Origin of the sequence: Lactobacillus melliventris (genome assembly GCF_042679465.1) — a bacterium.
Lineage (GTDB): Bacteria > Bacillota > Bacilli > Lactobacillales > Lactobacillaceae > Lactobacillus > Lactobacillus melliventris.
Genome location: NZ_JBHTMT010000003.1, coordinates 87,671 through 102,407, shown reverse-complemented (window position 1 = coordinate 102,407; position 14,737 = coordinate 87,671). Strand labels below are relative to the sequence as shown.

Here is a 14,737-nt window from a genome sequence, read left to right as displayed (position 1 = left end):
GCCCCACATTTAGTGTGAGGTCTTTGTTTTGTTTATTTTTCATTTAGCGCTAATCATGGTAAAATTATAATGTGTTTTTATACTTTAACTACATATAAGGATCGATTAAATGGTAAACATTTTAAAGAAACTATACAATAACGATAAAAGAGAACTGAAAAAATTTGAAAAAATTGCAGATAAAGTTGAAAGTCATGCAGACGAATACAGTCGGCTTTCAGACGAAGAATTACAGGCAAAAACACCTGAATTTCGTGATAGATTGAAAAATGGTGAAAGCTTAGATTCGCTCTTGCCGGAAGCTTTTGCAGTTTCTCGTGAAGGAGCTAAAAGAGTTTTAGGCCTATACCCATTTCATGTTCAAGTATTAGGTGGTATTGCGCTGCACTACGGTAACATTGCCGAAATGATGACTGGTGAAGGTAAGACCTTAACTGCGACTATGCCTGTTTATCTGAATGCACTAACAGGAAAAGGCGTTCACGTTGTTACCGTTAACGAATACCTGTCCAGTCGTGATGCCGAAGAAATGGGCCAGTTGTACAAATGGTTAGGCTTAACCGTTGGTCTTAATTTGAATGCTATGTCTCCTGATGAAAAGCGTGAAGCATATAATTGTGATGTTACTTATTCCACTAACTCAGAACTAGGCTTTGATTATCTGCGTGATAATATGGTCGTTTACAAGGAGCAAATGGTTCAACGTGAACTTAACTATGCTATTATCGATGAGGTTGACTCAATTTTAATTGATGAGGCCAGAACTCCATTAATTATTTCTGGCGAAGCAGAACAAGCTAATGGTGACTATATTCGTGCTGATCGCTTTGTTAAAACTCTTAAAGAAGACAAAAGTGATGATGATGCGGATGATGATAAGGACTATGGTGATTACAAAATTGACTGGCCAACTAAGACCATTTCTTTAACTAGAACTGGTATTCAAAAAGCTTGTGATCATTTTGGCCTTAAAAACTTGTATGACGTTGAAAATCAGAAATTAGTGCATCACCTTGATCAGGCTTTAAGAGCAAATTACATTATGCTTAAAGACATCGATTATGTTGTGCAAAACGGTGAAGTCCTGATCGTTGATTCTTTCACTGGTCGTGTTATGCAGGGACGGCGCTATTCTGATGGCCTGCACCAGGCTATTGAAGCTAAAGAAGGCGTTAAGATTCAAGAAGAATCCAAGACGCAGGCGACAATTACTTACCAGAACTTCTTTAGAATGTATAAAAAACTTGCCGGTATGACAGGTACTGCTAAAACTGAAGAAGAAGAATTCCGTGAAATTTACAACATGCAGGTAATTACTATCCCGACTAACCGTCCTTTGATCAGGATAGATAATCCGGATATTCTTTATCCTACTTTGTCATCCAAGTTTGCGGCAGTTGTTAATGAAATTAAAGAACGGCACTCAAAAGGTCAACCGGTATTAGTTGGTACCGTTGCGGTTGAAAGTTCTGAAAGACTGAGTAAGTTACTTGACAAAGAAGGAATTCCTCACGCCGTTTTGAATGCTAAAAACCATGCTAAGGAAGCTCAGATTATCATGAACGCCGGTCAACGCGGTGCGGTCACTATTGCGACCAACATGGCTGGCCGTGGTACCGACATTAAATTAGGGCCAGGTGTGAAAGAACTAGGTGGCCTTTCTGTTATAGGTACTGAACGTCATGAGTCTCGTAGAATTGATAACCAGCTCCGTGGACGTTCAGGTCGTCAAGGTGACCCTGGTGTTACTCGTTTCTATCTCTCACTTGAAGATGATTTGATGAAACGCTTTGGTGGCGACAGAGTCAAAGACTTCCTTGACCGTTTGTCTGACAATGATGATGACAAGGTAATTGAGAGTCGCTTGATCACTAGACAAGTTGAGTCTGCTCAAAAACGTGTTGAAGGTAATAACTATGATACCCGTAAGCAAACATTGCAGTATGATGATGTTATGCGTATTCAACGTGAGATTATTTATGGTGAACGGATGCAGGTTATTGGTGAAGAAAAGTCACTTAAGGATGTTTTAATCCCAATGATTCGCCGTACTATTAATAGTCAAGTTGATATGTTTACACAGGGTGATCGTAGTAAATGGCGGCTTGATTCACTGCGTGACTTCATTTCTTCAAGTTTGACGAACGAAGAAGAAACTGATGCAATTGACTTCAAGACAATTACGGTTCCTGACTTAAAGCAAAAGCTGTATGATATCGTTGAAGCCAACTATGAAGAAAAAGAAGCGATTTTGGCTGATCCTTCAGAAATGCTTGAATTTGAAAAAGTAGTTATCTTGCGGGTAGTTGACGATCGCTGGACTGATCATATAGATGCTATGGACCAATTACGGCAATCAATCAGTTTACGTGGCTACGGTCAACTTAATCCGCTGGTAGAATACCAGGATTCTGGCTACAACATGTTTGAAGAAATGGTATCAAATATTGAATTTGACGTGACTCGTTTATTTATGAAAGCTGAAATTAGACAAAATCTTAGTCGTTAATAGTTAAGATGGGAGGAGAAAGCAGCTGCTTTCTCCTTTTTACTGAAATTTTATTAAAAATAAAGGAGCTATTGTAAAATATGGAAATAAGTGACATTCAAAATGAATTGGATAGTTTGAAAAAGCGGTTAGACCACTTTAGGGGGTCTCTTTGACTTAGATTCAATAAACGAAAGTATCATTGTTAATGAAAATAAGATGCAAGAGCCGACTTTTTGGGATGATCAGGAAAAAGCACAAGGTTTGATTAGTGAGACAAATGTGTTGAAAGAAAAACGTGATTCTTTTGTCAAGTTGGAAAAGGATTATCAAAATGAAATAACAGCACTAGAATTACTGCGTGAAGAAGCAGATCAAGATTTACAAAAAGAAGTTGAAACCGATCTGCAAAAATTGCAAACTGAGTTTCATGATTATGAGCTAGATTTACTCTTATCTGGCAAATATGATGATCACAATGCGTTGATTGAAATTCATCCGGGAGCAGGTGGCACTGAGGCGATGGACTGGGGCCAAATGCTCTTGCGGATGTACCAGAGATATGCCGATATTCGCGGCTTTAAATTTGAAATTAGTAATTATGAACCTGGAGAAGAAGCTGGTCTTAAAAGCGTTAGTGCCAAGATTACTGGTAAAAATACCTACGGCCTGATGAAATCGGAAAATGGTGTTCACCGCTTGGTGAGAATTTCTCCCTTCGATTCGGCCAAGAGGAGACATACATCTTTTGCTTCGGTTGAAGTTATTCCGGAAATTGATGAGAGTATTAAGGTGGATATCGATCCTAAAGATCTCCGTGTTGACGTTTACCGGTCGAGTGGTGCAGGCGGCCAGCATATTAATAAAACATCAAGCGCTGTCAGAATCACTCATTTACCGACAGGAATCGTAACTACGTCTCAGGCGCAGCGTTCACAGTTGCAGAATCGGGAAACCGCAATGAATGAACTGCGAGCAAAATTATTTCACCTGGAAGAAGAAAAGAAACGTAAACACAAGCAGGAGCTTAAAGGTGACCAAAAAGAAATTGGCTGGGGCTCACAAATTAGATCTTATGTTTTTCATCCTTATAATTTGGTTAAAGATCTGCGCACAGGCTATGAAACTTCCGATACAAGTGGTGTAATGGATGGCAAGCTGCAACCGTTTGTTTATGCATATTTACAATGGCTTTTGAGCCAGGAAAATCCAGAGTAGGTGATTAGATGAGTTTTTGGGGAATTGTTGGTTTAGTATTATTGGCAGTTGTTATTTTAAGTATTATTTTTGCCATATTTCACATCTTTTTCATGATATTACCGGCAGCCTTAGTAATTATTGGTATTATCTGGTTAATCAATCATTTTACCAAAAATGATGATAATAATGCTGGACACTCTGATCTTAATTCTGGTTCTTATAGCTGGGACAATTGGAATGAAAATAATCAAACTAAACCAAAACGGAAAAAAGTACGCGATGCTAAAACCAAAGATGTCGACAAATAATAAAGGGGCATTTTGAAATGACAAACGCTGTTAAATTAAGAAATTTAATTCGTGATAATAAAATTGTTCATGTTGTGCAGGGAAAACAATATATCAATAATAAGGAGATTGTTGTATCTGATATTTATAGGCCAGGACTGGAGTTAACAGGCTACTTTGACTTTTACCCCCGCCAGCGTATTCAGTTACTTGGGCGTACAGAAATTTCTTATGCCGCTAGACTAGACCACGATAGTTTAGTGCAGGTTTTTAAAAAACTTTGTACCCCTGATACGCCCTGCTTTTTTGTATCGCGTTCTCTGCGAATACCACCGGAACTAGCTCAAGCTGCTGATGAGGCGGAGATTCCTATTCTTTCTTCACCAGAGTCAACTACCTATGTTTCCAGTATTTTGACGGAATATTTAAGAGAGCGACTAGCTGTCCGTGATACGATTCACGGCGTCTTAGTTGAAGTTAAAGGTATGGGCGTGTTACTGACTGGTGATTCAGGTGTTGGGAAATCTGAAACTGCTTTAGGCTTAATTCATCGTGGTCACCGTTTAATAGCTGATGATCGAGTTGATGTTTATCAAAAAGATGTGGAAACCGTGATGGGTGAAGCTCCGGAAATATTAAAACACCTAATGGAAATTCGTGGTATTGGTATCATTAATGTTATGGATCTGTTCGGTGTTGGAGCTGTTAAAAACCGTGAAAGCATCCAGCTGGTTATCAAACTTGTCAATTGGGATAAGAAAGCTAATTATGATCGTTTAGGTTTTGAGGAAAGCAAACGAGATATTTGTAATGTTGAAGTTCCCCAAATCACTATTCCTGTTAAAGTCGGTCGTAACATGGAAGATATTATTGAAATTGCTACTATGAATTTCCGCGCCAAGAGAAGCGGCTATAATGCTACCAAAACTTTTGACAGTAATTTAACGAAATTAATTAAGAAAAACTCTCAAGCAGACACAGCAAAGGATAAGAATAAATGATATTGACCATCAATCCTGTAGCATTTAAATTAGGAAACCTAAGTGTCAAGTGGTATGGCATTATTATGGCTGTCGCAATTATTTTAGCTGTCTCAATGGCAATCTTTGAAGGACGTAAACGTCAAATTGAAAGTGATGACTTCATGGATTTGCTGTTATGGGCTGTTCCTCTTGGATATGTGGGTGCACGCATTTACTATGTTATTTTTGAATGGAATTATTATTCTCAGCACCTTGACGAGATAATTGCTATTTGGAATGGTGGGATAGCTATCTATGGCGGCTTACTGGCCGGATTGGCAGTTTTACTGGTATTTTGTTATAAGAGAATGTTGCCACCATTTCTGATGCTGGACATCATTACGCCAGGAGTAATGGCTGCTCAAATATTAGGCCGCTGGGGTAATTTTATTAATCAAGAAGCTCATGGTGGGCCCACAACCTTGGCGTTTTTACAAAGCTTACACTTACCTGATTTTATTATTAATCAGATGAAAATTGGTGGAGTATACTATCAGCCAACTTTTCTATATGAATCTTTTTTTAATTTGATTGGTTTACTGATAATATTGTTATTAAGACACAGAAAGCATCTGTTTAAACAAGGCGAAATATTTATGCTCTATTTGGCATGGTATTCTGTCGTACGTTTTTTCGTAGAAGGCATGCGGACAGATAGTCTTTACCTTTGGGGATCGATTCGGGTTTCGCAAATGCTTAGTGTAATATTGCTGATAGTGGTTATAGTATTATTTATTTATCGCAGGCGAATTGTTAAACCCAAATGGTATTTAGACGGCAGTGGCTTGAAATACCCTTATAGTCGAGATTAATAATTATTTTAGTGAAAGAGAGTAAAAAATGACAAAAATTGCAGTTTTAGGAGCAGGTTCATGGGGTACGGTTTTAGGATCAATGCTTGCTGATAAAGGATATAATATCGTTCTGTATGGTAATAACGAAAAAGTTAATGACGAAATTAACCAGAATCATACTAATGAGCACTACATGAAAAATTGGCAGGTAAATAAAACGGCTGTTGCGACAGGTGACTTAAATGAAGCTTTAACGGAAGCCGAAATTGTATTATTTGTTTTACCTACTCAAGCTATTCGCAGTGTTGCTCAGAATGTAAGTAAAATTTTAAGACAAACTAATTCAAAGCCGCTTATAGTCACTGCTACGAAAGGTATTGAACCGGGTTCCAAAAAACTGATATCGGAAATTTTAACTGAAGAAATCTATCCGGATGATGAGGATAAAATTGTAGCTATTTCAGGACCTAGCCATGCTGAAAGTGTTGCTCAAAAAGATTTGACTGCCATTTCATGTGCTTCAAGCAGCATGGAAAATGCACAAAAAGTGCAGCGGTTATTTTCAAATGACTATTTCCGTTTATATACCAATAGCGACTTGATTGGTGTTGAAGTAGCTGGTGCGGTTAAAAATGTTATTGCAATCGCGGCTGGGATTTTAGTTGGTAAGCACTATGGTGACGATGCTAAGGCGGCTTTAATGACCCGAGGCTTAGCAGAGATTACACGCCTAGGAGTTAATTATTTTGGTGCCGACCCAATGACTTTTAGTGGTCTTGCAGGAATAGGTGATTTAATTGTTACTTGTACATCAGTCAATTCTCGTAATTGGCGCTGTGGTAAGCAATTAGGTGAGGGCAAGAGTCTTGACTATGTCTTGCAAAATATGGGTCAGGTTGTTGAAGGTGCTACAACAGTAAAGGCTGTGCACGAATTATGCGCAGAAAAGCATATTGATATGCCGATTAGTGAAGCTATCTACCGTGTTTTATACCAAAATTCTAATGTAGATGATGAAATTACCCAGATGATGGGTAGAAGTCCTAAACAGGAGATTAGACTTTAATATGCAAATCGTTGTAATATTTACTTACGAAAAATAAGAAAGTACTGGGGGTAAAACTATGACGGAAAAATATGACGTAATCATTATCGGAGCAGGACCTGGTGGCTTAACTGCTGCTCTTTATGCTTCTCGTGCAAATCTTTCAGTGTTAATGCTTGATCGTGGTTTGTATGGTGGGCAAATGAATAACACCGATGCAATTGATAACTATCCCGGCTTTAGTGAAATTAAAGGACCAGAGTTGGGCGAAAAAATGTACAATTCTGTTATGAAGTTTGGTGCCAAATTTGAATATGGTGATGTTCAAACAGTAACCACTGATGGTGACCTAAAAATAGTTAAAACAGATACTGGCGAGTACAGTGCACCTGCCTTAATTATTGCTACCGGAGCGGATCATCGTCATTTAGGTGTTCCTGGTGAAGATGAATATTCCGGTAAGGGTGTTTCTTATTGCGCGGTTTGTGATGCTGCCTTTTTTAAAGATGAAGATATTGCGGTTATAGGTGGCGGCGACTCGGCTATTGAAGAGGGAATTTACTTAGCACAAAGTGCTAAGTCGGTTACGGTTATTCACCGGCGTGATCAACTACGCGCTCAACCAACTCTGCAAAAACGTGCTTTTGCCAATCCTAAAATGCATTTTATTTGGAATGGCTTAACTCAATCTATTGATGGTGACGGCAATAAGGTTACTGGCGTTACGTATAAAGATAAAGAGACCGGTGAAGAAAAACACTTAAAGACTCGCGGTGTTTTTATTTACGTTGGCGTTATTCCTCAAACTGCTCCTTTTAAAGATTTGGGTGTAACTGATGAGAATGGTTGGATTCCAACAGATGAGCATATGAGAACTAAGGTTGATGGTATTTTTGCCCTGGGTGATGTAAGGGCAAAAGACTTACGCCAAATTGCTAATGCAGTTGGTGACGGCAGTATTGCTGGCCAACAGGCATACAATTATTTGCAAGATTTAAATGATCGGAAAATATAAGGATTACAAAAAGAATTCAGCTTAAATGAATTCTTTTTTTATTTTTACAGATAGCAATAGTGATAAATGCTAGAATATAATTTATGAAAACGAATTAAATGCTAGAAAAAGAGGAACTTTACTGAAATGAAAGCAAGAGAAACATTTCAAAAATGGCAACAGACACAAAATTTGCCCGCTTATTTAAAAGATCAACTGTCTGAACTTGGTCAAAATCCAAATTGGGTTGAAGATGCGTTTGGGCAAGATATTAATTTTGGTACTGCCGGTATGAGAGGCAGGCTAGAGCCGGGAACTAATCGCATCAATTTGTACACTGTTGGCCGTGTAACAGAAGGTTTAGCTCGGTTGATTGATGAAAAAGGTGAGCAAGCTCAAAATAAAGGGGTGGTAATTTCTTTTGATTCACGTTATCACTCTCGTGAATTTGCGGAACATGCGGCGAGAATTTTAGGAAACCATAATATCCATGTTTATCTGTTTGATGATTTAAGACCAACTCCCGAATTGTCATTTGCTGTTAGGTACTTACACGCTGCAGCCGGAATTAATATTACTGCTTCTCATAATGCCAAACAATATAATGGTTACAAGGTTTATGGTGCCGATGGCGCCCAAATGGGTCCTGAAGATGCAGAGCGAGTTTTTGAGTATTCTCAAAGAGTAACAGATATTTTTAACGTTCAAGCAGCGCCAGTAGTGCAACTCCGTGCACGAAAAACTTTACAGCTGATTGGTGAAGACATTGATGAAGCATATTTAGCAGCATTAAAAACAGTAAATGTTAGCCCCGACCTTATCCGGCAAAATGCCGACAAATTAACCATTATTTATACCCCATTGCATGGTACAGGTAAAATGATTTATGATCGCGCATTCAGGCAAGGAGGTTTTACTAATGTAATTCCGGTTCCCAGCCAGGCAATCATTGATCCGGAATTTCCAACAACTAAAAAACCAAATCCGGAATACCGTGATGTTTTTGATCCGGGAATAAAATTAGCAAATGAAAAACAGGCAGACTTAATCATTGCCACGGATCCTGATGCTGATCGAATGGGTGCATGCGTGCGCACTAAAAACGGTGATTTTCAGGTACTAACTGGTAACCAAATTGCCACGCTGATGATTTATTATTTGCTGGTCAATTTAAAAAATAATGGTCAATTAGCCAGCGATTATGAATTAATTACCTCGGTAGTTTCCAGTAGCATGCCGTTTAAAATTGCTCAAGATTTTGGTATTAAAACCAAGTATGTTTTGACGGGTTTCAAGTTTATTGGCGAAGAAATCGATCGCATGAGTAAGATGCATGATGGCAAATTCTTGATGGGCTTTGAAGAAAGCTACGGCTATCTTTTTAAGCCTTTTGCGCGAGATAAAGACGCTATGCAGGGTGCACTAATGTTTGCTGAAGTAGCTTCTTATTATGCTTCGCGCAACATGACTGTACTAGATGGACTCAATGAAATTTGGCAAAAATATGGCACTTCATACGAAATAACCAAAGCTATTGAAATGCCGGGTATTGGTGGACAAAAGAAAATGGCGCTTTTGATGTCAAAATTACGTTCAGAGCATTTAGAAGAAATAAATGGGGTTAAGGTTAACAAAATCCAAGACTTTTTAAAGCAGCAAGAAATTACCGAGAATGGTGTTCAACCATTAGCAGGGCTACCTAAATCCAATGTATTAAAATATTATTTAGCAGATGAAACCTGGCTGGCCTTAAGACCATCTGGTACAGAACCAGTAATTAAAGCCTACGTCGGAGTTAATAAGCCCGATATTGCAACTGCTCATGAGGCGGCTGAAAGTTATCAAAAGGCAATGGCAAAACTGTTAAAATAAGACAAAAAGGATGCGAAAATACGTTCGAGAGAGTAAAATATAATAAGTCAAATAAGAGTTGGGCAATTTTGTCCAACTTTTTCTACGAGGAGTCTTTCGATGATTAAACGACAAGAAGAACGTAAATTTGAACTTGTTTCTAAATTTAATCCAGCAGGCGATCAGCAACAAGCCATTGATAAATTGGCTGCTGGCTTTAAAAAAGGGTATAAAGAACAGATTTTGGAAGGTGCTACCGGTACTGGTAAAACTTTCACTATGGCCAATATTATTGCTAAGTTAAATAAACCCACTTTAGTCATTTCGCATAATAAGACTTTGGTGGGACAGCTATACGGAGAATTTAAAGAGTTTTTCCCACATAATGCCGTTGACTATTTTGTGTCATACTATGATTATTACCAACCTGAAGCATATGTGCCGCAATCAGATACATATATTGAAAAGGACTCAGCAATTAATGATGAAATTGACCAATTACGTCACCAAGCTACCAGTGACTTAATGGAACGAAACGATGTTATTGTCGTAGCGTCAGTTTCGTGCATTTACGGCTTAGGTGACCCGAAAGAATATGCTGCGAGTGTGATTACGGTTCATGAGGGTGAAGAATACAACAGAAACACTTTACTGCGTGATCTAGTCAATATTCAATATGACCGCAATGATATTGACTTTCAACGTGGTCGTTTTCGCGTTCGTGGAGATGTTGTAGAAGTTTTTCCTGCAGGCAACTCTAACCACGCTTATCGGATTGAATTTTTCGGTGATGAAATTGACAGAATTGTAGAAGTTGATGCCTTAACTGGTGAAGTTATTGGTGAAAGAGAGAGTATTTCACTTTTCCCAGCAACGCACTTCATGACCAATGAAGAGCAAATGAGACGGGCTCTTAAGGCCATTTCACAAGAAATGAAAATTCAAGTGAAAAAGTTTGAAGGCGAGGGAAAGTTGCTGGAAGCTGAACGTATTAAGCAACGGACCACTTTTGATATGGAAATGATGGGTGAAGTTGGCTATACCAATGGTATTGAAAACTATTCTCGCCATATGGAAGGAAGAAAAGAAGGAGAACCACCATATACTTTACTTGACTTTTTCCCCGATGATTTTCTCATTCTAATTGATGAGTCTCACGCAACTATGCCGGAAATTAGGGCAATGTACAACGGAGACCGCAACCGTAAAAAGACTTTGATTGATTATGGCTTTCGTTTACCTTCTGCGCTTGACAACAGACCCTTGAAACTGGCTGAATTTGAAAAACACGTTAACCAAATATTATATGTTTCAGCAACCCCGGGAGATTATGAGCTCGAACGGACAAATCATAAGGTCGAACAAATCATCAGACCAACTGGTTTGCTTGATCCTAAAATTGAGGTTAAACCGGTTGAGGGTCAAATTGATGATCTAGTTGCTGAAATTAACGAGCGCATTGAGAAGAATGAACGTGTTTTCGTTACTACATTAACGAAAAAAATGGCTGAGGACTTAACAGATTATTTGAAAGATCTCGGGATTAAAGTGCAATATTTACACTCTGACGTGAAGACACTGGAACGGATGCAAATATTACGTGACTTGCGTACTGGCAAGTATGACGTTTTAATTGGTATTAACTTATTGCGTGAGGGTATTGATGTACCGGAAGTTTCACTTGTTGCAATTCTTGATGCTGATAAAGAAGGCTTTTTACGTGCATACCGGCCGCTAGTGCAAACAATGGGGCGTGCTTCTAGAAACGCTGATGGGGCTGTAATTATGTATGCCGATACAATCACAGATTCAATGCGGGAAGCGATTGATGCTACGCAGAGAAGACGTCAATTACAGATTAAGTTTAATGAAGAGCACGGTATGAAACCAAAAACTATTGTTAAACCGATCAGGGATGTTATTTCTGCCACAAAAGTGGCTGATGAAGATACGCAAACTGATAGTTTTGCTGATTTGAATTTTGACGAATTAACCGTTAAACAAAAGAGAACCATGATTAAAGACTTGCGCAAGCAAATGCAGGAAGCTGCTAAGAAGCTTGATTTCGAAGGCGCTGCAACCTTGCGGGATGCTATCATGGAACTGGAAAGTTCAACTAGAAGTCCAATTAAGAAAAAAGGGAAAGCATTAAATGGTAAATGATAAAATTGTTATTCGGGGTGCGCGTGAACACAATTTAAAAGACATTAACCTGTCAATACCTAAGGATAAATTAGTTGTTATTACCGGCCTGTCGGGTTCTGGCAAAAGTTCTTTGGCTTTTGATACTTTGTATGCCGAAGGGCGTAGAAGATATGTCCAATCACTGTCAAGCTATGCGCGCCAATTTTTAGGACAAATGGATAAGCCAGATGTTGATTCAATCGATGGCTTAAATCCAGCAATCTCAATTGATCAAAAAACGACATCGCATAATCCCAGATCAACTGTGGGCACAGTTACTGAAATAAATGATTATCTCAGACTTTTGTGGGCTCGAGTTGGGCACCCAGTTTGTCCTAACGATGGTACTTTAATTGAAAGACAGTCGGTTGAGCAAATGGTTAACCGCATTTTGGCTTTGCCTGAACGTAGCCGTATTCAAATTTTGGCACCAGTAATTAGAGCTAAAAGAGGAGCACATAAAGAAGTCTTTAAACGGGTACAAAGAGCAGGCTATGTGCGTGTTATTGTTGATGGCGATATGCATGAAATTGGTGAAAAATTTGATTTAGAAAAAAATAAGCGCCATTCAATTGATATCGTGGTTGACCGTTTGATTGTTAAAGAAGGTATTCGGTCACGCCTTTTTGATTCCGTGGAGGCAGCTCTGCGCTTATCGGACGGCTATATGAATGTTGATGTGATCGGCGCAGAAACGATCAACTTTTCAGAATACTATGCTTGTCCTAAATGCGGCTTTACTGTAGGAGAAATGGAACCACGGCTTTTCTCTTTTAATGCACCGTTTGGTGCTTGTCCTGATTGTGACGGCTTAGGCGTTAAGTTATCAGTTGATGAGGACTTGGTTGTTCCGGATCAAAGCAAAACTTTAGCCGAAGGAGCAGTTGCACCTTGGAAAAATTCCAAGTACTACGGGGAAATGCTTGAACAGGCATGTACGGCTTTGAAAATTCCGCTTGATAAACCATTTTCTAAGTTGACTAAGAAGCAAAAAGAGACAATTTTACACGGCTCAACTAAAAAAATTAAGTTTCATGTTACCGGTGATTTCGGAGTTAATGATACGACAGCGCCTTTTGAAGGCGCTATGGAGAATGTTGAAAGACGTTATTATCATCCGATGTCCAAATTCATGCGTGATGTGATGGGCAAATATATGACAGAACTTACTTGCTCAACTTGTCATGGTAAAAGATTAAATCGTAAAGCATTAGCGGTTAAAGTTAATGGCAAGGATATCGCTGAGGCATCGGATTTGGCAATCAGTCATGCCCTTAAATTTTTCAATAATATCAAACTTGATGAGCAGGAATCTGTCATTGCTAAGCCAATACTAAAGGAGGTGCGTGACAGGCTCACTTTCTTAAATAGTGTGGGCCTAGATTATTTGACCTTGTCACGTTCTGCTAATACTCTTTCTGGTGGGGAAGCTCAGAGAATCCGACTTGCGACCCAAATTGGTTCTAATCTTTCTGGGGTCATGTATGTTTTGGATGAGCCGTCAATTGGTTTACATCAGCGTGATAATGACCGGCTGATAGCTGCTTTGAAGCGCATGCGTGATTTAGGTAATTCCTTAATTGTAGTTGAACATGATGACGAGACTATGAGACAAGCCGATTACCTGATCGATATGGGTCCGGGTGCTGGGACTTATGGCGGTGAAGTCATGGCTGCCGGTACGCCTGAAGAAGTTGAACAGAATGAAAAATCTCTAACTGGACAATATATGGCAGGTAAAAAATTTGTACCTGTTCCGTTAAAAAGGCGTAAAGGTAATGGTAAAAAAATTACAATTACCGGTGCAACTGAAAATAATCTCAAGAATTTAAAGGTTGAATTTCCTTTAGGTAAATTAATTGTGGTTACTGGGGTTTCAGGTTCAGGTAAATCAACCTTGGTAAATATGATATTAAAACGTGCTTTAGCACAAAAATTGAATCGAAATCAAACTAAACCTGGCAAATATAAAACTATCAGTGGCTACCAAAACATTGAAAAGATCATTGATATTGATCAAAGTCCGATCGGCCGTACTCCTCGAAGTAATCCCGCTACTTATACCAGTGTTTTTGATGATATTAGAGCTTTATTTGCCCAAACAAATGAAGCCAAACTTCGTGGTTACACTAAGGCGCGCTTTTCTTTTAATGTTAAAGGCGGCCGTTGTGAAGCCTGCCATGGCGATGGCATTATTAAAATAGAAATGAATTTTTTACCGGACGTATATGTTCCGTGTGAAGTTTGTCATGGCAGTCGTTATAATTCTGAAACTCTCGAAGTAACCTATCGCAAGAAAAATATTGCACAGGTTTTAGATATGACAATTAGTGAGGCTTGCTTGTTCTTTAAAAATATTCCTAAAATTGCGCGCAAATTACAAACAATTGTGGATGTCGGTTTAGGTTATGTCAAACTAGGTCAGTCTGCTACTACCTTATCCGGTGGTGAAGCGCAAAGGATGAAGCTTGCTGCGGAGTTGCAGAAGTTATCAACAGGTAAGAACTTTTACATTTTAGATGAGCCGACAACTGGTTTGCATACAGATGATATCAAGCGTTTACTGGAAGTGCTGCAAAGACTCGTTGATCAAGGTAATACAGTTTTGATAATCGAACACAATTTGGATGTGATTAAAAATGCTGATTGGTTAATTGACCTAGGTCCTGAAGGAGGAGAAGGTGGTGGCCAAATAGTTGCCACTGGCACACCAGAGCAGGTAGCACAGGTTAAGGAAAGTTATACCGGTCAGTATTTAAAGCCGGTTCTTATGCGTGACACGTCACTAACAAAAAAGGCTAGTGCAAAAAGTAATTAAATAGTATTAATTGTTTGTGATAAAGTGTAAAATATAGCGCAAGGAGGAATAAAA

General features: G+C 38.8%; 10 protein-coding genes. All 10 read left to right on the top strand.

Annotated features, from left to right (window positions below; all coding sequences use genetic code 11):
• Positions 1-109: 109 nt before the first annotated feature.
• The 10 genes from secA to uvrA all read left to right on the top strand — a co-directional run bounded on the left by secA (position 110) and on the right by uvrA (position 14,683).
• Positions 110-2,509 (top strand): preprotein translocase subunit SecA, encoded by a 2,400-nt coding sequence (gene secA, locus ACFQ32_RS04430; protein ID WP_046324606.1) that lies wholly within the window; start codon positions 110-112, stop codon positions 2,507-2,509.
• Between the two features lie 80 nt (positions 2,510-2,589).
• Positions 2,590-3,706 (top strand): peptide chain release factor 2 gene (gene prfB / locus ACFQ32_RS04425; protein ID WP_167334236.1). Its coding sequence is split into 2 segments (ribosomal slippage): positions 2,590-2,661 and positions 2,663-3,706, totalling 1,116 coding nucleotides; the frame shifts between segments, so codons are not numbered across the junction.
• An 8-nt stretch (positions 3,707-3,714) separates the two neighbouring features.
• Complete coding sequence (locus tag ACFQ32_RS04420; protein ID WP_046324608.1) at positions 3,715-3,996, top strand: hypothetical protein; 282 nt, start codon at positions 3,715-3,717, stop codon at positions 3,994-3,996.
• A gap of 17 nt (positions 3,997-4,013) precedes the next feature.
• Positions 4,014-4,976, top strand: a complete 963-nt coding sequence (gene hprK / locus ACFQ32_RS04415) for an HPr(Ser) kinase/phosphatase (protein WP_046324609.1) — start codon at positions 4,014-4,016, stop codon at positions 4,974-4,976.
• Positions 4,973-5,809, top strand: coding sequence for a prolipoprotein diacylglyceryl transferase (gene lgt / locus ACFQ32_RS04410; RefSeq protein ID WP_046324610.1), 837 nt, complete (start codon positions 4,973-4,975; stop codon positions 5,807-5,809). Before hprK ends, lgt begins: the two co-directional genes overlap by 4 nt.
• A gap of 28 nt (positions 5,810-5,837) precedes the next feature.
• Positions 5,838-6,857 (top strand): NAD(P)H-dependent glycerol-3-phosphate dehydrogenase, encoded by a 1,020-nt coding sequence (locus ACFQ32_RS04405; RefSeq protein WP_046324611.1) that lies wholly within the window; start codon positions 5,838-5,840, stop codon positions 6,855-6,857.
• A 58-nt stretch (positions 6,858-6,915) separates the two neighbouring features.
• Positions 6,916-7,851 (top strand): thioredoxin-disulfide reductase, encoded by a 936-nt coding sequence (gene trxB / locus ACFQ32_RS04400; RefSeq protein ID WP_046324612.1) that lies wholly within the window; start codon positions 6,916-6,918, stop codon positions 7,849-7,851.
• Positions 7,852-7,977: 126 nt separating this feature from the next.
• Entirely contained in the window at positions 7,978-9,702 is a 1,725-nt protein-coding gene (locus ACFQ32_RS04395; protein ID WP_046324613.1) for a phospho-sugar mutase, read from the top strand.
• Between the two features lie 99 nt (positions 9,703-9,801).
• Positions 9,802-11,844: an excinuclease ABC subunit UvrB gene (gene uvrB / locus ACFQ32_RS04390; RefSeq protein WP_046324614.1), complete on the top strand. Its 2,043-nt coding sequence runs from the start codon at positions 9,802-9,804 to the stop codon at positions 11,842-11,844.
• Positions 11,834-14,683 carry an excinuclease ABC subunit UvrA gene (gene uvrA / locus ACFQ32_RS04385; RefSeq protein WP_046324615.1) on the top strand — a complete coding sequence of 950 codons (2,850 nt, stop codon included), beginning with the start codon at positions 11,834-11,836 and terminating at the stop codon, positions 14,681-14,683. Before uvrB ends, uvrA begins: the two co-directional genes overlap by 11 nt.
• Positions 14,684-14,737 lie beyond the last annotated feature (54 nt).